Here is a 20,941-nt window from a genome sequence, read left to right as displayed (position 1 = left end):
CGTCTCTCCTCATGTCGAGATCCCCCCGGCCGTGGCCCGCGGCGCGGACTCTCCCGGCTCACCGTTCCGCAGCAGCTCTTCGATCAGCCGGACGGCCTCCGGTACGGCGTCGGACACCGGCGCACTGAGACCGATGCCCTCGTCCACCGTGGCCGGTTCGCATCCGACGACCAGGACGCGGCGTGGTGGCTCGCCGCCGGTCCCGGCACAGAGGGTGCCCAGTAGCGCCAGGACGGCGTCGGGGGTCATCCGGTGGCCGTCCAACGCGGGGGTGCCGGGCACAGGGCTCCCGCCGCCGACGTCGTGTTCGATCACATACAGCGTGCCGGGGGCTCCGCCGCGTGCCGTGGCGTCCACGAGGACGAGCGTGTCGTAGCCGTCCAGGAGCTGATAAGCCAGGTGCACCCCACGCACCCCGATGTCCACGACCTCGATGTGTCCGGGCAGGTCGCGCTCGGTGAGCCGGCGTGCGGTCTCCACGCCGAAGCCGTCGTCTCCGAGGAAGATGTTGCCGATGCCCGCCACGAGAGTCCTTGGACCTGCCTGTGCGGGAAGGTTCATACGTCGTCCTCCAGCGGTGTGACCTCGTCGGGCTGGAAGTACAGGAACCGTCCCTGCTCGCGGCGGATGTCTGCGCCCGGGTCGCCCTCGACCGTGACCGCCAGGTGCACGCCGCCGTCGACGTCGTGCAGCACCGCCTCGACCTTCGCGGTGCGGCCCCGCAGGAAGATGTCCTGGGCGTCGGTGCGCCGCAGGCCCGGGTGCAACTCGACGCGGCTGCCCTTGCCCACCGACCGGCCGTCCACGACCACACGGTCCTGCGCCGGGTCGAAGCCCGCCTCGCTCGCGGGGTCCCACCAGGGGGTGTCCGGCCGCTGCACCCCATACTCGTCGGGGAAGCCGCCGTCCGGGGCGGCGGGGCCCGGGCCGGTCACCTCGCGCAGACTGCGCACCGCCCCGTGCAGACGCTCCAGCACCTCGGCGGGCATCGAGTCCGCCAGCTCGATCACGGCGGCCGCCCGCTCATCGGTGCCCCGGGCCTCGCGTTTCTCCTCGTCGGTGAGGGCCGCGGTGCGCAGCGCGAGGATCTCGTCGATCTCGGTGGCGTCGTAGAGCGCGCCGGGGCTCTCCGGCGCGATGGCCGGATGGTCCTCCAGGATGATCGGTGAGGACAGCACGAGGTCGGCGCGGCCGGGTTCGCCGGCGAGTACGGGCCAGGTGTGCAGGTTGCGGCATGCGGCGACCGCGCCCTTCGCCCACTCGGGGGGATCGGTCATCGACAGGAACGATCCGGCGCTGAGGGCCATGAGGAGATGGGTGGCCACCAGCGAGCGCGGCAGCGCCGTGTCCCGGTCGGCGCCGCGGCCCTCGGGCGGTGTCCAGTCGCTGGTGTTCTCGACGACGGCGGTCAGCCGCATGGCCCGGTAGGGACCGTCGAGTTCGCGGGCGGACAGCCGCACCGTCCCGCTGATCTCCTCGCACCGCCGGACCAGTCGGCCGACGGTTCGGCCGGCCGCGTCCAGGACCGGTTCGGTCTCCTCCCGGGCGGGGCGCCGGAAGGGATGCGTGACGCCGTCGCCGAGGAGCTCGTCCATCGACGCGACCACCTCGACGCGCTCCTCGCCCCCCTCGTCCCAGGGCACCAACACCCGGTCGTCTAGGCGGAGTTCGGCAACCGTGTCGAAGCCGCCGTCCGGGCGGGCCCGCTGCACCGTGCGCCGCCGGGCGTGCAGGAAGCGCACCTCGACCGAGAGGATCGCGCCCGCCTTCGGTTCCATCAGGCATTCGGTGTGCTGGAAGTCGTGCTCCTCGCACTCGGCGCCCCAGCCGGGCGGTACGAGCACCCCGAACTGCCAGCGCAGCCGGTTCTTGGCCGCCGAGGCGCGGTACGGGTAGAGCACATAGCCCTCGAAGAGGACGGCGTCGGCCACCTGCCGGGCGAGGGCGAACCGCTCCTCCGTCTCGGAGGCGAACGCGGTCACGGTCACGGATCGGTCCTTCCGGTGGTGGCGGTGAGGGCACGCAGCGGGTCGTGCGCGGGCGGGTCTGCACTGTCCAGCAGCGCCTGGACGGTCGACTTCCAGGAGGCCAGGGCGTGCCGTGAGCGGTAGGCCAGGAGGGCGTCCATGGTGTCGCGCGGCAGCCGGATCCAGCCGCACCCGGGGAAGTGCTGCTCGAGCATCTCCCGCCAGGTGGCGACCGGCATCCGGAAGGCCGCCTCCCGGTCCCACGGGACCGGCTCGACCTGGAAACCGCCAGCTCCGGTGAACGCCGTGCCGGAGAACAGCATCAGCAGCGGGACCTCGCCGCCGGTGAGGGCGGTGAGGTAGCGGGTCGCGGCGACGTCCATGTCGTAGGTGCAGGGCACGACGAGGTCGGCTTCGATCTCTCCGGTGAAGCTGGGGACCATGACCGAGACCTGGGCGAACTGCACCGGCTGGAGCGTGCTGCCCCAGCGTGAGCGCTCGCCGAAGAGGTCCGCGAGGCCGTCGGCCTCGGCGGACTCGTAGCCGCGGCGGGCGGGTTCGATGCGGATCTGACAGCGCAGCGCGAGGGCGTGCACGCGTGCGTTGCCGGCGGCGGTGACGCGCAGCCGGAAGACGAGGGTCGGTCCGGCGGCGAACCGGTCGGCGCGGACGCCGGTGCAGGCGAAGGAGAACTCCGTCACGGCCGCACCGCCTCGCCCACCGGCCGGGCGCGTCGCGCGACGTCCGCGAAGAACACGTCCAGAGCGGCGCGGGCTTCGGCTCCGCCGTCGAAGCCCTGCCACAACAGGCGCATGCGGCCGACGAGTTCGTAGCAGATGTCGATCGGTACGAGGTGGCACTCGCATCGGCCGTCGGTGCGGCGCAGCAGCAGCGCCTCCACGTCGGGTTCGAGCAGTTCGGCAAGGCGGCTGCCGCCGAGGACCTCCGTCCACGTGGCCGCTTCAAGTTCGCTCTCGGTGGCTCCGGCCGGGCTCGGGTAGAGGGCGACCAGCCGGTCGAGCGCCGCGTTGCGGAAGAGGAAGGCGACGCCGACCGGGATCTGCAACGCCTCCCACGCGCTCTCGTCGAGGCGATGCCCGGGGTCGGCGAGGTAGCGGGCCGGGACCGTGCGGAAGCGGCCCGCCGCGGCACCCGGCTGTTCCATCAGCAGCGCGCAGGGGGTGCAGGCGCAGACGAGGGCGCGCTTCTCGGTGTCGACGAGATGACGGTGGTCCGCCTCCACCGTCACGGCGCACAGCTCGCACCGCTCGGGCTGCGGGGGTCTCTCGGAGAGGAACCGCCGCAGGCCGGGCGTGCGCGTCACCGGGGACGCCGTCATCGGGCCCCCGTCGGTGCCGTGCTGATCTGGAGGAGCGTGGGACCGGCGGGTGCGGTCTGTACGTCGACGACCCTGACCTCCGGTGCGAAGCAGGCGAGCGCCGTCTCCGCGGCCTCCCGGGCGCCCGCGCCGGAGCCGCAACCGCAGCCACCTGCCTCCCGGGCCCGCAGCTTCAGGGTGCCACTGTCCTCCTCGAAGTCGACGACCTCCAGGGCGTGTTCCCGGACGCTGTCGAGGGCCCGGGCGATGCGGGTGTCGCGGTCCTCGGGGTGCAGGTCGTGCAGGACGAGCAGGCTCGCGACCAGTTCGTCACCGAGCAGTCCCGCAGGCGGTTCGCCGGGAGCGGAGGACAGCAGGTGGAGAATGCGGGCCAGGCCGGCACCGTAGAAGTCCATGAGGGACCGGACGAGTTCCTCTGCCGCCTCGGCGGCGGCCGGGTCGCCGCTCGCGGCCAGTCGGTCCAGCACCTCCTCGACACGGCGTCCGGTCTGCTCCGCGTTCACCGGCACGGCCGCAGTCCCCGCGCTCATCCGCCCAGTCCGCTCAGGCCGGTGGGCACGTGCATCGACTTCACCGTCTTGCCGCCCCCGACGTACATGTGGACGCCACAAGGCAGACAGGGGTCGAAGCTGCGGACGGCGCGCATGATGTCGATGCCCTTGAAGTTCTCCGGGGTGTTCTCCTCGAAGATGGGGGTGTTCTGCACGGCGTCCTCGTACGGGCCCGGCGTGCCGAAGGTGTCCCTGGTGCTGGCGTTCCAGGGGGTGGGCGGGTACGGGTGGTAGTTGGCGATCTTGCCGTCGCGGATCACCATGTGATGGGAGAGGACGCCTCGTACCGCTTCGGTGAAGCCGACGCCGATGCTCTCGTCCGGGACCTCGAACTTTTCCCAGGTCTGGGTGCGTCCGGCCCGGACCTCCTCCAGGCCCTTCTCCGCGAAGTGCAGCGCGACGGCGGCTGTGTAGGCCTGGAAGTAGGTGCGCGCGCGGTTGCGTTCCAGCGCGTTGCTCCACTTCGGGATCTTCCACTCGAAACTGGTCTCGGGCTTGGTCATCGTGCGCGGCAGGTTGATGACCACGCTGTGGCCGGTGGCCTTCACATAGCCGGTGTCGACGAGTCCGGACAGGGCGGTGGACCACAGACGGGCGATGGGGCCGCCGCCGGTGTCCAGGGCCAGGTGGTCCTTGCCGTCGAACCAGCGGGGCGACATGACCCAGCTGTACTTGTCGTCGAAGTCGCGCTTCTGCGGGGCGGGGATGGTGTGCTGGTTCCACGGGTGGCGCGGGTCCACCGGGTTGCCGAGCGGGTCGTGGGTGACGAACTGTTCCTGGCCCTGCCAGTCCTCGTAGTAGGAGCTGCCCAGCAGGATGCGGATGCCGAGGTTGATCTCGGTGAGGTCGTTGGTGACGAGCTTGCCGTCGACGATGATGCCGGGCGTGACGAACATGCGCCGGCCCCAGTCGGTCATGTTGGCGTAGGTGAAGTCGCAGTACTCGGGGTCGTTGAGCGCGCCCCAGCAGCCGAGCAGGACACGCCGCCGGCCCACTTCCTCGTACCCGGGCAGCGCCTCGTAGAAGAAGTCGAACAGGTCGTCGTGCAGGGGCACTACGCGCTTCATGAACTCCACGTAGCGCATCAGGCGGCTGAGGTAGTCCGTGAAGAGCTGCACGGAGGCGATGGTTCCGACGCCGCCCGGGTAGAGCGTGGAGGGGTGCACATGGCGGCCCTCCATCAGGCAGAACATCTCCCGCGTGTAGCGGCTCACCTGGAGGGCCTCGCGGTAGAACTCGCCCTCCAGGGGGTTGAGCGAGCGCATGATGTCGGCGATCGTGCGGTAGCCGTGCTCGGCGGCGTGCGGAGCCTCGGTGCGCTCGGCGAGTTCGAGGACGCCGGGGTTGGTCTCCTTGACCATCTTCTCGCAGTAGTCGACCCCGACCAGGTTCTCCTGGAAGATGTTGTGGTCGAACATGTACTCCGCGGACTCACCGAGGTTGATGATCCACTCGCCGAGGTGCGGTGGCTTCACGCCGTACGCCATGTTCTGCGCGTACACCGAGCAGGTGGCGTGGTTGTCCCCGCAGATCCCGCAGATGCGGCTGGTGATGAAGTGGGCGTCGCGGGGGTCCTTGCCGCGCATGAAGACGCTGTAGCCGCGGAAGACCGACGACGTGCTGTAGCACTCCGCGACCCGCTTCTGCTTGAAGTCGATCTTCGTGTGGATTCCCAGGCTTCCCACGATCCGCGTGATCGGGTCCCAGGCCATCTCCACCAGGCCGCTGCCGTCGCCGGCCGCCTTCGTCTTCGGTGCCATCTGTGTGCCGTGCCCTTCGTTGCGCGGGAGGTTCGTGTGGGGGGAGTGCACGAAGCAGGGAGCGGATTACTTGCGGCGGATGCTCACCACGGGGGTCGGTATCCGGTGGTGATCTTCTCTCCGGTACGGCGCCACTTGGGCTCCTTGTCCACCGTCTTGGCCGTGATCGACCTCAGCCTGCGGACCACGGCGCCGTACGCTTCGCTGGCGCCGCTCGACACCTTGGCGCCGGGCGGCTCGTCCATGAACGGCATGAACTTGTCGGGGAACCCGGGCATGGTGCAGGCGATGCAGATGCCGCCGACGTTGGGGCAGCCGCCGATCCCGTTCATCCAGCCGCGCTTGGGCACGTTGCACTTGACGACCGGGCCCCAGCAGCCGAGCTTGACCAGGCACTTCGGCGAGTCGTACGACAGGGCGAACTCACCCTGCTCGTAGTAGCCCGCGCGGTCGCAGCCCTCGTGCACGGTGGCCCCGAACAGCCAGGTCGGGCGCAGCTTGTCGTCCAGCGGGATCATCGGGGCGGCGCCGGCCGCCTGATAGAGCAGATAGGTGAGCGTCTCGGAGAAGTTGTCGGGCTGGATCGGACAGCCGGGGACGCACACGATGGGGATGCCGGCGTGGGACTTCCAGTCCCAGCCGAGGTAGTCCGGCACGCCCATCGCGCCGGTCGGGTTGCCCGCCATGGCGTGGATGCCGCCGTAGGTGGCGCAGGTGCCGATGGCGACGACCGCCAGTGCCTTCGGGGCGAGCCGGTCGATCCACTCGCTGGTGGTGATCGGCTGGCCGGTCTCCGGGTTGTCGCCGAAGCCGCACCAATAGCCCTCGGGCTTGATCGCCTCGTTGGGGACGGAGCCCTCGACGACCAGGACGAACGGGTCGATCTCGCCCCGCTCCCCCTTGAAGAACCACTCGATGAACGTGTCCGAGCCGCCGACCGGACCGCACTCGAAGTCGATGAGCGGCCAGTGGACGGCGATCTTCGGAAGACCCGGCAGCACACCGAGCACGATCTCCTCGATGCTGGGCTGCATCGCCGCCGTCAACGCGACCGAGTCGCCGTCGCAGCTCAGCCCCGCGTTGATCCAGAGAATGTGGATCGTGGGTGTCTCGTCGGCGGGCGCGCCGTCTGCGTCCGCAGCGCCGACCGTGCCCGGCGTCGCCTCACTCATGGGACCGCCTCCTGGGGAGGTAAGGGGCGAAGGCCTGCATTTCGACCTTCACTCTTCTTCGTATCAGCCGTTGGGCCGTGACGAAACGCCATCGAGGGCCGTTCCGGTGACATCGGCGACGGAGGGGATCGGACCGGTTTACGCAACCGCGGGCGGACCGAGGTGCGGCGGGGTGCACGATGGCCGCTCCTTGTGGACGAAGGAACGACGCAGAGCGTGAAACGGGGCGTCCGGGTCGTCGAAGGTCCGGCGCATCCGGGCCAGCTCCTGCTCGCGGAAGCCGGCCAGCGGGGTCACGCTCTCCAGCCGGTCCAGCTCCGTCTTCTTGGCGGTGATCCGCGACGCCGTCGCCGGAAGTTGCGCCAGCCGCGCCGCCAGGCCGCCGGCCTCCCGCGCGAACTCATCAGGACCGCAGTCGACCACCCGGTCGACGAGCCCGAGGCGCAGTGCGCTCGCCGAGCTCACCGGCAGAGCCTCACGCATGAGCCGTTCGGCCGTCGCGGGACCCACCCTGCGCGGCAGAGTGTGCGTCCAGTACTCCGAGCCGTACAGGCCCATCAGACGGTAGTGAGGGTTCAGCACGGCGCCCGAGCGGCACCACACCTCGTCGGCCGCCAGGGCGAGCATCACCCCGCCCGCCGCGGCGTTGCCCGCGACCGCCGAGACCACCAGCCGGTCCGTCGTCGTCAGGACCGCCTCGACCAGATCGTCGATGGCGTTGATGTTCGCCCAGGCCTCGGCAGCGGGGTCGGCGGCGGCCTCGATGACGTTGAGGTGGATCCCGTTGGAGAAGAAGTCCCGTTCGCCGCCCAGCACCAGCACCGACGTGGGCCGCGCGCACGCTTCCCGGTAGGCGTCCAGCAGACGTCGGCACTGCTCCGTGCTCATGGCGCCGCCGGGGAAGGAGAACGAGAGGAAACCCACGTTCCCGTCCTCCCGGTAGCGGATGTCCGTCCAGGTACGGTGCCGCACCTCGGGCAACAGGGGCGGGGCGTGCTCGGGCAGCGGCGGCAGCCGGTCGCCCAGGGCCCGCACGGCAGGCAGTTTGAACGTGGGCGGCTGCCCGGGCCCGCGCCGGGGCCGCAGTTCGGGGATCCACACGGAGCCGTCCTTGGTGGCCCGGCAGACCGCCCCGGCCCGGGTGGCCAGCAGTTCGCCCGGCCGACCCCGCAACACGCTCTCGGGATGACCGCCGTGCAGATACCACTCACCGCCGAGCAGCACGTCCAGCACGCCGGGCTGCGAGTCCGCCGCCCTCAGCTTGCGCAGGACGTCCTGTGTGGAGTCCTCGGCCCAGTCGATCCGCCGGACGCTCTGGTCGAGGTACGGACGGGGGCGCAGGCGAGCGTCGGCCGTGCGTGCCGTGTCCTGCTTGCGCGGTACGTGGGTTCCCCCGGCGAAGCGCTCCACCGCGAGCAGGACGGCCGCGAGCGCGGCGTCGGCGATCTCGCCCCGGTACAGCTCGCTCTTGGGCACCTGAGGAATCCGACAGGGTACGGAGGCCCACACGTCACCGGCGTCCATCTCCCCGTCGGCCTGCAGGACGGTGACGCCCCACTGATCGACGCCCTCGTGAATCGCCCAGTCCAGGGAGGACGGTCCGCGGTCGCCCACGGGCCCCGGATGGACGACGAGACACGTGTGCGCCGTCCACACCTCCTCGGGAATCACCGTCTTCAGCATCGGCGCCACGATGAGCTGTGGTGCATGCCGCCGCACGGCGTCCGGCAACGAGCTGCCCGGCAGGGCGAGTTCCACTGCCACACTGTGGCCGCGGTCGCGCAGCTCGGCGTGGGCGCGCTGGGTGAGGCTGTTGAACGCGCTGGCTAGGAGCAGGATGTCCACGGCTGCCTCCGGGCGGACGAACGGCAGGCAGGGTTGGCCGCCGACCGCGATCCTCGGCCACGGCGGCCCGCCGTCCCCGACGACAGACGGCGAGGTCATCCGAAAGCAGCTGCCGATCCGCCGTCCGGCCTCACCGGCCATCGCCCGCGGCGGCACCGACGACCCGGCTCAGCGAGTCAGCCGTGGTAAATGATCACCGTCGTCGCAGGCCGCTGGTGATGCGCTCCCACGGGGAGCGGGTAGCACCGAAATGGGTCTCGTGTGTCCAGATGTGGGTGCACGACCGGCACTGCAGGTGGAGCAGGCTGCCGACGTTGGAGAGCAGGTAGCGCCAGTGCTCGGAGCAGGTGCGCCCTTGCTCGCAGCTGGCGCACCCGCGACGGTCGTCGCAGTTCGGGCAGGCCACCCAGGCGCGACGCCCGATGTCGGCCTGCGGGTCAAGCGGCAGCATGGCCGCCCCCTCCCCGCGGAAGCACACCGGCCGAGACCAGCTCGTCGTACACGCGCTGCTGCTCCGCGCTGAGGCCGGAATACAGCAGCTCATACGCCGCTTCCTCGCCGCGCAGCGCGGCGACGGGGTCCCAGTCGGGGCCGAGAGCGGCCAGGACATGAGCGCGCCGAAGCAGTTCGTGTGAACTCAGGTCGACGTCCAGGTCGACCAAGGGGAGGGCGCCAGGTCGGTCCGCCGCAGGCCTGCTCGCCGCAGCGGGTTCGTCCGGTTCGCCAGGGAGGGCACGGCCATGGGGGAACATGCGACCGAACGTAGGTAAGCGTTCCTCGCCCCGGCAAGAGCAGGTGGGAGAAGTCACAACAGGCCCGCGACCCCCGGGGCCCGGAGGCGGACCCCACATCGACCGGGTGGAGCTGGGCGAATTCCTCGCACCGCACGGGTACGCCCCGGGAGGAGGCCCGCCGCGGACCTCGGCGCGACTCCCCCAGCCGACGCACGGCAGCGGTCGGCGCCTCGTCGGACGGCACCCGCACCTGATGGCGTCCCTAAGGCGTGGCCCGACAAGATGTGGCCCGACTCGGTGAAGAAGTGCACGACCTGTCGGGGCGAGGGGCGCACCGTCCTCTGGTCCGGCTGGACCGCCGGGCCTGGCAGTGGCGGCGGACCAGGGCCGGGGCCGCCGGGGCGGGTGTCAGTGGCGGCATCCGCCGCACGGGATCGCGCGGACCGTTCCGTCTCCGCTCCGGGGCCGGAGAGGCCCCTGCGGAGGTCAGCAAGACACACGCGCGTCTGATCGGTCGGTGCGCCCGCCGTCGTGGCTGACCTTCGTCGACTGAGGCACCGACGACCCCCGAGATCCGGGCGCCGCCGCACCCATGGACGGCGACGGCACCTCAGCCGCTTGACTCGGTGATTTGAGACTCCAGCCCAAAGCCGTTCCGCCGACCTCGTCCCTTGGTGACCTCTAGGAGCTGCCGCTCGGTTTTGGCTGCTGGGATGACATCTCAGGGAAGTTCTTGGTGAGGTTGGTGGGCAGTTCGAGGAACGCCTTGCCGATGATCGGGCCGGTGAGGGAGTCCTTGCGGATCCAGGAGGCTCCCTCGTAGAGGGTGATGCCGCTGGTGCCGTAGGGCTTGTAGCCGAGCGGCATCTCGTAGGACTCGAAAATCGGGGTGTAATACCACGTCCCGTAGGGCGTGGACAGACGCGCGTACACGGGGTAGTTACGTCCGGAGACCGGCGACTTCCACGTCTGCAGCGGGACCCATTGGACCGCCTCTCCGAACCCGTACTCGGGGTTGGCGTTCGGGGTTCCGTGCATGTAGCGGCCGATGTTCAACAACGGCTTGTTCTGCTGGTCGTACCACTGGCGGAACGTGAAGATCGAGCCGTCGTTGAACTGGATCGCCGACCACACGTAGGCCGTGCCCCACGGCTGCTTCGAGATCCCGAAGTTGCCCCACTGGTGCTCCATCCACAGCGATCCGGTGAGGTGCCGTGTCTGGTTGCCGATAGTGACGGTTCCGGTGACGTTCTGCTTGGGAGCGCCGTAGTAGTAGGACAGCGATCGCATCGTCTGCGGGTCGGCCTTGCCCTGCCAGGGCGTGTTCTCGTTCTCCACGCCGAAGGGCGTCATGGGTGTGTAGCCGTAGGGGCTCTGCGTCTTGGTCTCCAGGTCCATGGTGATGGCCTGTTTGACGTTCTTGGCCTGACTCTTGAAGTGCAGGTTCCAGGTGTCGGGGGAGGCGCGGTAGACGGTCGTGAAGGTCGTACCGCTCTGCGAGACGCTGTACTGGAAGTCGTCGCGCGAGGTGGACTGCGGCGGAGCGATGGCCGTCAGCGGCGCGGTCAGGGTGTCGGCCGTCCACACGAAATCGTGCGTCTTGAGGTTGCCCAGCGAGAAGTACGGGCGGTACTGGTATTTGCCGGGCGAGACACCCTCGTGGAAGACGTTGTAGAAGAGCCCGAACTCCTCGCCGGTGTCCTTGTCGGTGACGTACCCGGTCCAGTAGTGCCACTCCTCCAGGGCGCCGGTGTCGTAGAACGGGCCACCGTGCCACTTGTGGTCCTGCGGGAGGGTGTAGAGGGCCTGGGCCGATTTGGTGGCGATCCGGTCGCTGGACGCATTCGACGACGCCCCGGTGGACTGGCTGCTGGCCTCGCCCTCCGCCATGACGGAGCTGCACCCTGCCAATGGCGCAGCGGCCGCCACCGCCAGTCCCGAGAACAGGACGCGGCGCCGGCTGGGGGCCGCACCGGTGGCATCGCCCATAGCGGGCTCGCCTTCCGCGGCGCTGTGGGCCGACGGTGTCTCCCCGCTCGCGTTCATGCGCTGTCCCTCCGGCCACCACGCCAGTCACCGAAGGCAACCAGGTGTTACCGTGTGTGATGTATGCCGTCACTGTATGACGGCGGTGCATTCACGGCATCTCGAACAGGCGCCCCCATCGGCAGCCCCGGGCAGACAGCCAGCCCGTCTCAGTTTCCGTCTCATTCAACGACGGTCATCGGCGTTCATCAGGGACTGGAAGGCCAGCACGGATGAACGCCCGCACAGGCGTGAACGCAGGTGAACGGCCCCGCACACAGCCCGGGCGACCACCAACAGACTTGGAAAGCGTGTTGGGGGTGGCCGAGTTGGGCTTACACGCCTTCCGGGGGCCGACGAAACGTGCTCCGCTTGGGCCATGGCAACCATCGTCGCCAGTGCCGTAGCTGTCCTGGGAACCCTGCTCGGCGCGGGAATCACCCTGGCGTTTCAGCAACGCGCCACCGACAGAAACCACCAGTTCACCCGTGGTGAGAGGCTCCGGCAAGAACGACTCGACGCATACTCCGCCTACGGCAGCGCGGTGATCAACCTTCGCCGCTGCTTGATACACCTCTGGTTCTGCGAGCACGAACAACCGCCGTCTGAGGACCCTGAGGCTGTGCGGAACCGCGGATTTGCCCTGCGCTCCAGCGCGCAAGAGGCACTGTTCAAGGTCCAGATGCTCACGGATGACGAGACGCTGAGCCATGCCGCGGATTCCGTACTCGATGAGGTCAACGCTCTTGCCAGGGCGGAGAGCAGAGCCCAACTCGAAGACGGCAGAGCACGGACCGGTATCGAAATCAGACGACTCATCAGGTCAGCCAAGCAACATCTCTGAATCAGCTTCGGAGCCTTCGTTGGTACGGCCGTCTGCCGATGCCTCACGCAGACGGACCGCACCACAAGCGCACCAGATCCTTCGGGGAGCAGCGGGGAACCACGGGGAAAGCAGCCGAGCCCGGTCCCCAAGGATCGCCACTACGCTTCCGCCGGCACAGCTCCCTCATACGGACGTCGCCAGCAGCGTGGCTGAGGCTGGACGGTGCTGACGCAGACGATGACCTCCGATACGGTCCCGAGCCATGGCGAATGGCAATGGTGTACCGGAGAAGGTGGCGTGGATCCTGGTTCGGGACGCCCGAGTGTTGGTGACGCGTAGTCACGGCAGAGATCGCTTCTACTTCCCGGGCGGTCATCGTGAGCCGGGCGAGACCGACGGCGAGACTCTGGTGCGGGAGATCGCCGAGGAACTGCAGGCGACGATCGACCCCGGTTCCATGGTGCACTTCGGCACTTTCGAGATCGGTGAGGGCCATCCGGATCACGACCCATTCCGGATGATCTGTTACACCGCCGATCATCGTGGTGACCTGACCCCGTCGAGGGAGATCGCCGAGAAGGCGTGGTTCCGCTATGCCGACCGGGACCGAGTCTCGGCCGTCGACGAGCTGGCTTTCGACGCGCTTCACGAGGCCGGGCGGCTTTCCTGATCCCGTGACAGCTGCACAGCAGCGAAGTACAGCAACCACAACGACCGCAGCCGACCGCCAACAACCGTCGATGGCCACTGAGCTTGAACTCGGGTAGTCGTAGCTGCTGACAAGGCTTGATCGTCGCGGTACGCCGGTGTCATGAGGTACGCGCAGGGCGTGGGCGTGAGTGAAGAGCGTACGCAGTTCCGCGAAGAGATCCGGATGCTGGCGTCCGAGCGGTTTGCCGTGGGTGAGCCGAATTCGGTGATCGCGAAAGAGTTACGGGGCAGCCGCCGTAGGCGGTAGTGCGCGCCTCTGGGCGAGATGCTTTGCTCTGCGCATGCAGGCTGTCTACGCAAGCCTTGTAGCTGTGTTCGGCACGCTAGGGTCTGCTGCAGGTTTGGGTGACAGGTTCGATCACGCGGTTTGGAGGGCCGGTGTGGTCATGACGGTTTCGAATTCGACGGGGGTCAGTCGGCCGAGCGAGGCTTGTCTGCGGCGTCGGTGGTAGGTCCTCTCGATCCAGGTCACGACCGGGATCCGCAGTTCCTGACGCGTGGCCCACGAGCGGCGGTCGAGGACGTTCTTCTGCAGCAGGCTGAAGAAGGACTCCATGGCCGCGTTGTCGCCTGCCGCCCCGGCCCTTCCTATCGAACCGGCCATCTGGTGGCCGCCGAGCGCCCGGACGAATTTCCGTGACCGGAACTGCGACCCACGATCAGTGTGCAGAATGCACCCGGCAACATGCTCACGCCGGGCAACAACGTTGTTCAGGGCGGTCACGGCGAGGCGGGACTTCATCCGCGCGTCGATGGAGTAGCCGACGATCCTCTTGCTGAAGACGTCCTTGATCGCACAGAGATACAACTTTCCTTCGCCGGTGGCGCGTTCGGTGATGTCGGCGAGCCACAGCCGGTTGGGGCCATCCGCGGTGAAGTCGCGGCGGACCAGGTCGTCGTGCACCGGCGGACCGGCCTTTTTGATCCTGCCGCGCCTCTTCCCGAACACGCTCCACCAGCGGTTGTCCCGGCAGATCCGCCACGCGGTCCGGTCGGCCATGACCTCCCCCGCGCCGCGGGCTTCATCAGCCAGGAAGCGGTAGCCGAACTCCGGATCGTCACCATGGGCGTCGAACAGCGCGTTCGCCCGGTAGGCCTCCTCCAGCACGGCATCGGTCACCGGCCGGTCGAGCCAGCGGTAGTAGGGCTGTCTGGCGAGCCTGAGGACCCGGCACGTGACCGTGACGGGAACCCCGTGCGCGGCCAGCTCCTTCACGAGCGGGTAGATCCTTTTCCCGTCAGATTCGCCTGCGACAGGTAAGCCGCGGCCCGGCGCAGGACCTCGTTCTCCTGCTCCAGCAGCTTGATCCGCTGACGCGCGGCCCGTAGTTCCGCGTTCTCCTGCGTGGTCGTTCCGGGTTGCAGCCCGTCGTCGATGTCCGCGCGGCGCATCCACTTCGACAGCGTCACCGCGTGGACGCCGAAGTCGGCGGCCACCTGCTCGAGTGTCACGCCCGGTCCGCGGTTCCTCGCGACCCGCACGACGTCCTCCCGGAACTCTTCGGGATAAGGCTTGGGCACAGCGACATCCTTCCCACCCGCCCTACAGGGCAAGCCAGTTCAGATGTCACCCGATCGCGCAGCAGACCCCCCGCGTGAACACCGAAACGTTCTGGCAGCTCATCAATACCGCGCGCGTATCCGAAGAACTCGTCACAGGATCAAGGGTGTTGCGCTCCCCGGGCCCAGCATTAGGGTCCCGTCATGGAGATCATCAAGGGCGCAGGCGTGTGGACGCACCCCGGCGAAGCGGGCAATGACTGGATCGAACAGCTACGGACGTCGGATCTGTCGGTGGGGACGTACTGCATCCCGGTCGGCGGGCGAGATGCCCAGAGCCCGCACACCGAGGATGAGATCTATGTCGTCACAGCCGGACGCGCCAAGATCGAAACACCAGGCCGGACGGACGAGGTGAGTCCCGGGACGGTGATCTTCGTGCCGGCCGGTGAAGAGCACCGATTCACAGAAGTGGCCGAAGACCTGGTGCTGCTCGTGGTGTTCGGACCTGCGTACGGTTCGCGCTCGCCCAAGTCTTGACGATCAGGAGGTGGCTCTCCTCAGACGCCGCCAGCAGATCAGGCCGCAGGCCAACGACAAGAAGGCATCGTGGAGTTCGACGCGTCGTTCCCAACGCACGGCGAGGCGTTTGAACTGATGGAGCAGGGCGAAGGTCTGCTCGACGACGCAGCGGAGCTTGCCCAGGCCCTTGATGTTCGGAGCGCCCTTGCGGGAGATCACCGGCATGATCCGGCGGCGCCGCAGATCACTCCGCACGGCCTTCGAGTCGTACGCCTTGTCACCCAGGACGGACTCGGGCCGACACCTTGGCCGGCCGGGCCGCCCGGCGACGGGCGGGATGCCGTCTACCAGGTGGAGGGTCTGGGTGACGTCGTTGACGTTGGCGGCAGTCGTGATGACGTGCAGCGGGGTGCCCTTGCCGTCTCAGATCAGATGGTGCTTGCTGCCCGTCTTCCGCCGGTCGACCGGCGACGGACCGGTCGCGGCACCCCCCCTTTTTTCGCGCGGACGTGGGAGCCATCTACGCACGCGCGACTCCAGTCGAGTTCGCCGACCGCATGCATCTCGGCGAGCAGCAGGCAGTGCAGTTGCTCGAAGACCCGGCCTTCTGCCAGCGATCCAGGCGCCGCCAGCACGTTTGTCCAGAGCCGAACCCCAGCTCCAGGGGCAGGAGTTGCCAGGAGATGTCCTGGTGCAGGACGTAGAGGATGCCCTGCAGTCCGGGCTTGCCCGGCACTGCCAGGGCGTGACGGTGCTCGGCGACGGCGCCCGTCTCAACTGCGCCCTGGCGGTACCGCACTGAAAACGCCCGGGGCGGCCTCTACTCCCGGGTGAGGAGGACGACAACGCCGCCCACCGCAAGGTCCGCACCCGCGTGGAGCACGTCATCAGCCGGATGAAGAACTACAAGATCCTCCGTGACTGCCGCCAGCGCGGCGACGGCCTCCATCACGCGGTCCAGGCCGTCGGATCAGCCGCACACTGAACGGCCGGCCAGGACTCCCCCGCCCTGCGAGCCCTCCTGGCCGGCGGGCCACGTCCCCGTCCACGGCGTGTGCCAGGAGTTCGCCCTCGCCGTCGACGAGCGCCGACTCGACCTTGGCCCAGTGGTGCTCTTCCACCCCTGCGTCGTCGCCGAGAACAGCGACCAGATCCTCGAAGCACTCGACGCCGGACAGGCAGAGGCAAGCGGCTCATCGTTCGGCCCGCCGACGGAGAACACTTCCGGCTTCTCCGCCTCTCCGCCGCAACCGACGCCAAGCCGGCCCCCGTCCCACCGCGCCTGCCCGGCTTTCCCGAACCCCGCTGACGGCACAGTTCCTCGGTACCGCCGCCCACCGTGGCCGCACATCTGCTGAACAACACCGGTCCGAACCGAGAAGCGGGCCAAAGTCGTGCAACCAACGGATATGGCGCGCGGATGCGTCGTCCAGCGGTCACGGCCCCGGACACATCTGCGCAGGAGTGTCACACAGGCTGCACACACCCTTTCGAATGCCTCGCTACCTTTACTCGCGGCTCGCTCCCCCGTGCGAAAGCGAACACAGGAAGATCGCAGATGGACTACTGCTCCACGTGCCGTCGGCACCTCAACGGCGCCCTGGCGTGCCCTGGGTGCGGCTCCTACGCCCCAGGCATCGCTCCCCTCGCCGACGGAACGCCCGCACCGGGCGCAGCAGCGTGGCAGGCCCCGTCACACCTGTGGCACGACGCGGAGCCCGGCGCCGAGGAATTCAGCGAGGCACCGCAGGAGCACCCGTACGACGGCCCGGACTCCCCCTCCCCCACGCCGATGGGCCGGGCGGCACGGCGTCGCCAGCGGGAGCGCTGGAGGAAGACCCAGCGCAGGGCCCTGGTGGCCACCGCGGTCGCCCTGGTCGGCGGCGGCCTGACCGTCGCGTCGATGGACCGGCAGTCCACGGATCGGACGCAGGCTGCATCCGCGCCTGACAGGGAGGCCATGGGGATCGCGGAGGAGCAGGCCACGGAGTCCACTCCGGCCTCGTCGACGCCGACCGAGACGCGCCGGTCCCAGCGCACGTCGTCCGCCACCCGCTCCTCCACGACGAACGCACCGCGCGAGCAGTCCGCCGCAGCGCCCCAGGCCACGCCGACGACCCAGGCGATCCAGCAGGCCAGCGGCACGACTCCCCTGACGACAGCGGCGTCCTCTGCCGAGTCGCAGGCCGCCTCCACGGTGTCCGATGCCACGAACACCGTTACGGAGACGACGGCCTCGCCCACGCCCTCGGCCACCGACAGCACCAACACCTCAAGCACGGACACCTCGCCGGCGACCACCTCACCGTCCGACTCCTCCTCGCCGTCAGGGCTCTGCCTGCTCGGGCTGGTCTGCATCAGCTGATCCCGCGCACCTCGGTGGACCCCGTATCGTCCACGGGGCCCACCTCATAGCCGGACGTCGTCCGAGGAACTCGCCCACGACGACACTCAGTTGGCCTTGTCGACCTCGACGTTCGGCATGCTGAAGATTGCCTTCCCGGGGCGACCCGCGATCGGGTTGGTCACTCCGTTGGCGCCGATCACCAGAGCCACGTCCGCCTGCGGGAACTCGGCGTTGACATCATCCATCCCCGTCGGCCGGGTGCACGGCGTAGCCGACGTCGACGACGTGGTCGGTCAGCAGCCCGGCTGACTCGCCGAGTTCATGCCCGGTGGCGGACGGTTCACCCCCGTGTCGGCGAGGCGCACCGCGAGCGCGCGGCCGTGAATCCGGGAAAGGGCTGAGCCCGCTGGTCTGCTCCGTCGTCCACGCGCACCGGTTGTCTGACGCCGACGGGCACGAGGTGTACCAGACGGTGTGGTTCCGCTTCGCCCAGCACCTGGGCGGATCCGCAAACCGGAGAAAGCAGGGTCGTGGTTGGCCAGCACCACGCGGCACGAGTGCCTGAAGCTACTCGGGAACTTGGGCCGGCTGGCCTCGACGGACGATCCGCACCTGCCCGGCCGCGTCAGCGAGGACCGTACGTTCGAGTAGTCGCTCCTCGACTCCGAGGAGGCGGCGGCCGAGACCGAGCGCATCCGGCGGATGTGGCAGGAGTTCGAGGATCTCGGCGAGCGCTGTAGGTAGTTGCCGCGCATGCTGATGACCTCTCCGCCCCCAGCTATCAGGAGATTTCCGCTGCCCTGGGCATCTCGGTCGGCAGCATTGGCCCGCTGCGCCAGAAGATCACCAACAGCATCCACAACGAGGGGAAGATCTACTTCTCACCCGTCGCCAACACGTTCCGTGCCTCTCGCAAAGAGAACCGTAGCGGGGCGAACCCTGAGGAACCCCGGCGGCGTTCGGCTGTTGTGCGAACCACCGCACCCGCCTGGCACTCTCCGTGCGCGAAAGCCCGGAGTCACCCCGAAATGTCGCAGCGCCCGGCTATAACATTCCGGTGCTCTCCGCCTGCTGCTGGCGGATCCCCTCGAGCAGTAGGTAGACAACAGGGAGTTCTTCGTGACGCTGCCCCCTCGCATAGGTCCGTACAGACCGCTGCACCGCATCGGCGCCGGCGGTATGGGAACGGTCTACTTCGCGTACCACCCCGAGACCGGGCAGCCGTCCGCCATCAAGGTCCTCAGCTCGGAGTACGCCAGCGACCATCACTACCGGCAACGCTTCGCGCGTGAAGTCGAGGTCCTGCGGAAGATCTCAGGGCCGTATCTGGTCCCGCTGACGGACGCGGACACCGCAGCAGACGTCCCCTGGCTGGCGATGCCCTACGTGCCGGGCGAAACGCTGCAGCAGCACGTCCAATCCCACGGACCGCTCCGGGGGGAGAACCTCCTCACCTTCGCCGCCGCTGCGGCCCTCGCACTTGCCCACATACACGCGGCCGGCGTCACCCACCGGGACCTCAAGCACGCCAACGTCATACTCGCCAAGGACGGGCCATACGTCCTCGACTTCGGCATCGCCGGCCACGTCGACGTCACAGCCTTCACCCGCACATCCATGCCACGGTCGGGAAGCCCCGGCTGGATGGCGCCCGAGCAGCTGTCCCGCGGTGAGACGACTCCGGCGTGCGACATCTTTGCCTGGGGGCTCCTGGTTGCCTACGCGGCGGCCGGAAGCCATCCCTTCGGGTTGCCCACCGCCATCGAGCACCGAATTATTCACGCGGAACCGAACCTGGGAGCTGTTCCGGACCGGCTCCGTCCGCTGGTTTCCCAGGCTCTCCGCAAGGGCCCCGACGATCGGCCCACCGCCGCGCAACTAGCCGAGCAGACCGCAGGCTTGCTGGGCGCCTCCGGCACCGTGGTCCTTCCCACCGTCGCCTACACGCGTCAGGCCTCCACGGCCGAGGACCCGGCATCGGCGCACAACCTGCCCTGGACAATCGACGACCACGGGCTCGACCTCACCAAGTCCTTCCCTTTCCCCAGCGGCGGAGGCTGGCGCACCGGATCCGAAGCACGGGCCTTCCTCGACGACGCGACGGGCACCCTGTCCCGTCTGCGAGAGACACTGGAACGCACCAAGCTGACGCGCGCGGACATGTCCGCCGCGCGTCAGGCTCTGGCTGCCGCGGACACCGCGCTGACTGCCATCCGCACGGAGTACGACCAGGCCGGTGCCGCCGACTGTGAACCGGCAACCCGAGCCGTGGAGGCGGCCACGGCGGCTGTTTACGACACCCTCGCCAGGCAGGTCGCGCACCAGACGGCACAGGAGACCCCGGGCCGGAGGACCCGAGCCCCTGGACGACGAAGAGCTCTAGCTGCTGCCGGCACCGTCGCTGCCGTCGCCCTCACCGGCGGCATGGCCTACACCCTCGGGCGGCCGACGCACTCGACCGCGCAGCCTCGGGCCGAAGCGAGCACACATCGCGCAGCGGCAAGCGACGCCCCCGTTACCCATACCGCCAGCAGCCCTTCCCCCACCGACACCTCGACGGCTGCCTCTGCGACTCCCACAGCGGCCCCTGTCACCCTGTTCGGCGGCCTGCGACTCACCCTCCCAGTTTCTTGGGACACGAGCCTGGTGCCCCAGGACAGCCTGAACTTCGACGACGGCATGGACAGCCGATACGCGATGGACCTGGTCCCCAACGACGGCAGCGACACCGGAGGCCTGGCCGTCGAGTGGGCGCCTGGAATGACCAGCATCAAGGGAGGCTCCGGAGGCACCGAGAACGACGACTTCGGCATGTTCAGCACCCGCTTCACCACAGGCGGCCCAAACCCATCCGCAGGCGGCACCTACGAATTCGCCGAAGACGTTCGTGAGCAGACCGTGACACGCGCCAGCGCGATGAAGCAGGTCACTGTGGCAGACGAACAAGCACAAACGTGGACCGTCGACACCGACGTCCTGCCGGACCACAACCACACACGAACTGCAGTCCACCGCGTATGGTTCCTGCCGTCTTCCCACTACGTGCTGTACGACTACGGAACCCTGAAACCCAAGCGCACAGCGGAGATTGACGCCATCGTGAAGTCAGCCAAGCTCACGAAGGTCGACATTCCGCTGGACTGCGCAGACGCCGTCGACTACCTCGATACCGCTGCTGCCGGCGGGAGTCCACAGGGAGACGACCCGTCACAGAGCTGCCTCGACATGACCGTGAACTCCGCAGGCACACAGGACACGGCCGCGGACGAGAACGCGCTGGATCCGGGGACCACGAAGTCCATGACCGCATCCGCCTGCCTCAGCCTGATCAGCGTATACAGCGTCACGTACGTGGAGGGCGACGCCAGCTATACCCGGGCCCGAAGGGACTGCGACTTCCCCAGGAGCCGATAGGCGTTCCGCCACACGGCCTCGGCGGCACACGACGTGGCCGCCAACGCCGCTTTCCTCAACCAACTGCTCGCCGCGTAGGACGCGCTCGACACGTGCGTCCCCCGAATTCTGTGTGTGGGCGGCACTCCCTGCGGGGTGCCGCCCACACACAGGTGCACCGACGAAAGCCGCTGGCGAGCGGCTTTCGAGGGTCTGTCTTGATCGGAGCAGGCCACCGGGCTTGTGACC

20 protein-coding genes and 2 pseudogenes are annotated in these 20,941 nt (G+C 68.8%); 7 read left to right on the top strand and 15 right to left on the bottom strand.

Annotated features, from left to right (window positions below; genetic code table 11):
- Positions 1-9 precede the first annotated feature (9 nt).
- From OIC96_RS46795 to OIC96_RS46745, 11 genes are all read right to left on the bottom strand, one after another.
- Positions 10-561 carry a hydrogenase maturation protease gene (locus OIC96_RS46795; protein WP_330301970.1) on the bottom strand — a complete coding sequence of 184 codons (552 nt, stop codon included), beginning with the start codon at positions 559-561 and terminating at the stop codon, positions 10-12.
- On the bottom strand, positions 558-1,988 hold the full coding sequence (locus OIC96_RS46790; protein ID WP_330301971.1) for a hypothetical protein: 1,431 nt from the start codon (positions 1,986-1,988) through the stop codon (positions 558-560). Before OIC96_RS46790 ends, OIC96_RS46795 begins: the two co-directional genes overlap by 4 nt.
- Positions 1,985-2,668: a DUF6084 family protein gene (locus tag OIC96_RS46785; protein ID WP_330301972.1), complete on the bottom strand. Its 684-nt coding sequence runs from the start codon at positions 2,666-2,668 to the stop codon at positions 1,985-1,987. Before OIC96_RS46785 ends, OIC96_RS46790 begins: the two co-directional genes overlap by 4 nt.
- Positions 2,665-3,306, bottom strand: a complete 642-nt coding sequence (locus OIC96_RS46780; protein ID WP_330301973.1) for a DUF5947 family protein — start codon at positions 3,304-3,306, stop codon at positions 2,665-2,667. Before OIC96_RS46780 ends, OIC96_RS46785 begins: the two co-directional genes overlap by 4 nt.
- A complete protein-coding gene (locus OIC96_RS46775; protein WP_330301974.1) occupies positions 3,303-3,836 on the bottom strand; it encodes a hypothetical protein in 534 nt (177 codons plus the stop codon). The genes OIC96_RS46780 and OIC96_RS46775 overlap by 4 nt, the downstream gene beginning before the upstream one ends.
- Positions 3,833-5,617: a nickel-dependent hydrogenase large subunit gene (locus tag OIC96_RS46770; protein WP_330301975.1), complete on the bottom strand. Its 1,785-nt coding sequence runs from the start codon at positions 5,615-5,617 to the stop codon at positions 3,833-3,835. Before OIC96_RS46770 ends, OIC96_RS46775 begins: the two co-directional genes overlap by 4 nt.
- An 83-nt stretch (positions 5,618-5,700) precedes the next feature.
- Entirely contained in the window at positions 5,701-6,789 is a 1,089-nt protein-coding gene (locus OIC96_RS46765) for a hydrogenase expression protein HypE (RefSeq protein WP_330301976.1), read from the bottom strand.
- A 138-nt stretch (positions 6,790-6,927) separates the two neighbouring features.
- Positions 6,928-8,733: an enoyl-CoA hydratase-related protein gene (locus OIC96_RS46760; protein ID WP_406501230.1), complete on the bottom strand. Its 1,806-nt coding sequence runs from the start codon at positions 8,731-8,733 to the stop codon at positions 6,928-6,930.
- 94 nt (positions 8,734-8,827) lie between these two features.
- Entirely contained in the window at positions 8,828-9,085 is a 258-nt protein-coding gene (locus OIC96_RS46755; RefSeq protein ID WP_330301977.1) for a hypothetical protein, read from the bottom strand.
- Positions 9,072-9,386 carry a DUF6400 family protein gene (locus OIC96_RS46750; protein WP_330301978.1) on the bottom strand — a complete coding sequence of 105 codons (315 nt, stop codon included), beginning with the start codon at positions 9,384-9,386 and terminating at the stop codon, positions 9,072-9,074. Before OIC96_RS46750 ends, OIC96_RS46755 begins: the two co-directional genes overlap by 14 nt.
- Before the next feature lie 663 nt (positions 9,387-10,049).
- The gene (locus OIC96_RS46745) at positions 10,050-11,414 is read right to left on the bottom strand and encodes a lipocalin-like domain-containing protein (RefSeq protein WP_330301979.1); all 1,365 of its coding nucleotides are present in this window, start codon (positions 11,412-11,414) and stop codon (positions 10,050-10,052) included.
- Positions 11,415-11,772: 358 nt separating this feature from the next.
- Here OIC96_RS46745 and OIC96_RS46740 point away from each other — a divergent pair, with 358 nt between their 5' ends.
- Together OIC96_RS46740 and OIC96_RS46735 are read left to right on the top strand one after the other, a co-directional pair.
- Positions 11,773-12,237 (top strand): hypothetical protein, encoded by a 465-nt coding sequence (locus OIC96_RS46740; RefSeq protein ID WP_330301980.1) that lies wholly within the window; start codon positions 11,773-11,775, stop codon positions 12,235-12,237.
- 244 nt (positions 12,238-12,481) lie between these two features.
- Positions 12,482-12,889 (top strand): NUDIX hydrolase, encoded by a 408-nt coding sequence (locus OIC96_RS46735; RefSeq protein ID WP_330301981.1) that lies wholly within the window; start codon positions 12,482-12,484, stop codon positions 12,887-12,889.
- Between the two features lie 399 nt (positions 12,890-13,288).
- Here the strand turns inward: OIC96_RS46735 and OIC96_RS46730 are convergent.
- Positions 13,289-14,451 (bottom strand): IS3 family transposase gene (locus tag OIC96_RS46730; protein WP_406501232.1). Its coding sequence is split into 2 segments (ribosomal slippage): positions 13,289-14,182 and positions 14,185-14,451, totalling 1,161 coding nucleotides; the frame shifts between segments, so codons are not numbered across the junction.
- 183 nt (positions 14,452-14,634) lie between these two features.
- Here OIC96_RS46730 and OIC96_RS46725 point away from each other — a divergent pair.
- Positions 14,635-14,970: a cupin domain-containing protein gene (locus OIC96_RS46725; protein ID WP_330301983.1), complete on the top strand. Its 336-nt coding sequence runs from the start codon at positions 14,635-14,637 to the stop codon at positions 14,968-14,970.
- Between the two features lie 3 nt (positions 14,971-14,973).
- Here OIC96_RS46725 and OIC96_RS46720 read toward each other — a convergent pair whose 3' ends face one another.
- Both OIC96_RS46720 and OIC96_RS50020 read right to left on the bottom strand, forming a co-directional pair.
- Positions 14,974-15,357: a transposase gene (locus OIC96_RS46720; RefSeq protein WP_330309947.1), complete on the bottom strand. Its 384-nt coding sequence runs from the start codon at positions 15,355-15,357 to the stop codon at positions 14,974-14,976.
- 115 nt (positions 15,358-15,472) lie between these two features.
- Positions 15,473-15,688 carry a transposase gene (locus OIC96_RS50020; protein WP_443058493.1) on the bottom strand — a complete coding sequence of 72 codons (216 nt, stop codon included), beginning with the start codon at positions 15,686-15,688 and terminating at the stop codon, positions 15,473-15,475.
- Between OIC96_RS50020 and OIC96_RS46715 the strand changes: the two are divergent.
- Together OIC96_RS46715 and OIC96_RS46710 are read left to right on the top strand one after the other, a co-directional pair.
- Positions 15,671-15,937 (top strand): annotated as a pseudogene (locus OIC96_RS46715) (transposase family protein); the annotation flags it as partial. The gene OIC96_RS50020 and the pseudogene OIC96_RS46715 overlap by 18 nt on opposite strands.
- A gap of 573 nt (positions 15,938-16,510) precedes the next feature.
- A complete protein-coding gene (locus OIC96_RS46710) occupies positions 16,511-17,317 on the top strand; it encodes an SCO2400 family protein (protein ID WP_330301984.1) in 807 nt (268 codons plus the stop codon).
- Between the two features lie 86 nt (positions 17,318-17,403).
- Here OIC96_RS46710 and OIC96_RS46705 read toward each other — a convergent pair whose 3' ends face one another.
- A complete protein-coding gene (locus OIC96_RS46705) occupies positions 17,404-17,544 on the bottom strand; it encodes an NAD(P)(+) transhydrogenase (Re/Si-specific) subunit beta (protein ID WP_330301985.1) in 141 nt (46 codons plus the stop codon).
- A gap of 152 nt (positions 17,545-17,696) precedes the next feature.
- Here OIC96_RS46705 and OIC96_RS46700 point away from each other — a divergent pair.
- Positions 17,697-18,141, top strand: a pseudogene (locus OIC96_RS46700) (sigma-70 family RNA polymerase sigma factor); the annotation flags it as partial.
- Between the two features lie 277 nt (positions 18,142-18,418).
- The gene (locus OIC96_RS46695) at positions 18,419-20,713 is read left to right on the top strand and encodes a serine/threonine protein kinase (RefSeq protein ID WP_330301986.1); all 2,295 of its coding nucleotides are present in this window, start codon (positions 18,419-18,421) and stop codon (positions 20,711-20,713) included.
- Positions 20,714-20,941: the final 228 nt, after the last annotated feature.

The organism is Streptomyces sp. NBC_00775, assembly GCF_036347135.1.
Lineage (GTDB): Bacteria > Actinomycetota > Actinomycetes > Streptomycetales > Streptomycetaceae > Streptomyces > Streptomyces lutosisoli.
Note: the sequence above shows the minus strand (reverse complement) of the source record. Positions and strands in the feature narration are given on the sequence as shown.

Bases quoted from the DNA above. Each gene is read 5' to 3' on its own strand.
- OIC96_RS46795 (WP_330301970.1), bottom strand. From the start codon at position 561: ATGAACCTTCCCGCACAGGCAGGTCCAAGGACTCTCGTGGCGGGCATC.
- OIC96_RS46780 (WP_330301973.1), bottom strand. From the start codon at position 3,306: ATGACGGCGTCCCCGGTGACGCGCACGCCCGGCCTGCGGCGGTTCCTC.
- OIC96_RS46775 (WP_330301974.1), bottom strand. From the start codon at position 3,836: ATGAGCGCGGGGACTGCGGCCGTGCCGGTGAACGCGGAGCAGACCGGA.
- OIC96_RS46770 (WP_330301975.1), bottom strand. From the start codon at position 5,617: ATGGCACCGAAGACGAAGGCGGCCGGCGACGGCAGCGGCCTGGTGGAG.
- OIC96_RS46765 (WP_330301976.1), bottom strand. From the start codon at position 6,789: ATGAGTGAGGCGACGCCGGGCACGGTCGGCGCTGCGGACGCAGACGGC.
- OIC96_RS46760 (WP_406501230.1), bottom strand. From the start codon at position 8,733: ATGACCTCGCCGTCTGTCGTCGGGGACGGCGGGCCGCCGTGGCCGAGG.
- OIC96_RS46755 (WP_330301977.1), bottom strand. From the start codon at position 9,085: ATGCTGCCGCTTGACCCGCAGGCCGACATCGGGCGTCGCGCCTGGGTG.
- OIC96_RS46750 (WP_330301978.1), bottom strand. From the start codon at position 9,386: ATGTTCCCCCATGGCCGTGCCCTCCCTGGCGAACCGGACGAACCCGCT.
- OIC96_RS46745 (WP_330301979.1), bottom strand. From the start codon at position 11,414: ATGAACGCGAGCGGGGAGACACCGTCGGCCCACAGCGCCGCGGAAGGC.
- OIC96_RS46740 (WP_330301980.1), top strand. From the start codon at position 11,773: ATGGCAACCATCGTCGCCAGTGCCGTAGCTGTCCTGGGAACCCTGCTC.
- OIC96_RS46735 (WP_330301981.1), top strand. From the start codon at position 12,482: ATGGCGAATGGCAATGGTGTACCGGAGAAGGTGGCGTGGATCCTGGTT.
- OIC96_RS46725 (WP_330301983.1), top strand. From the start codon at position 14,635: ATGGAGATCATCAAGGGCGCAGGCGTGTGGACGCACCCCGGCGAAGCG.
- OIC96_RS46710 (WP_330301984.1), top strand. From the start codon at position 16,511: ATGGACTACTGCTCCACGTGCCGTCGGCACCTCAACGGCGCCCTGGCG.
- OIC96_RS46705 (WP_330301985.1), bottom strand. From the start codon at position 17,544: ATGGATGATGTCAACGCCGAGTTCCCGCAGGCGGACGTGGCTCTGGTG.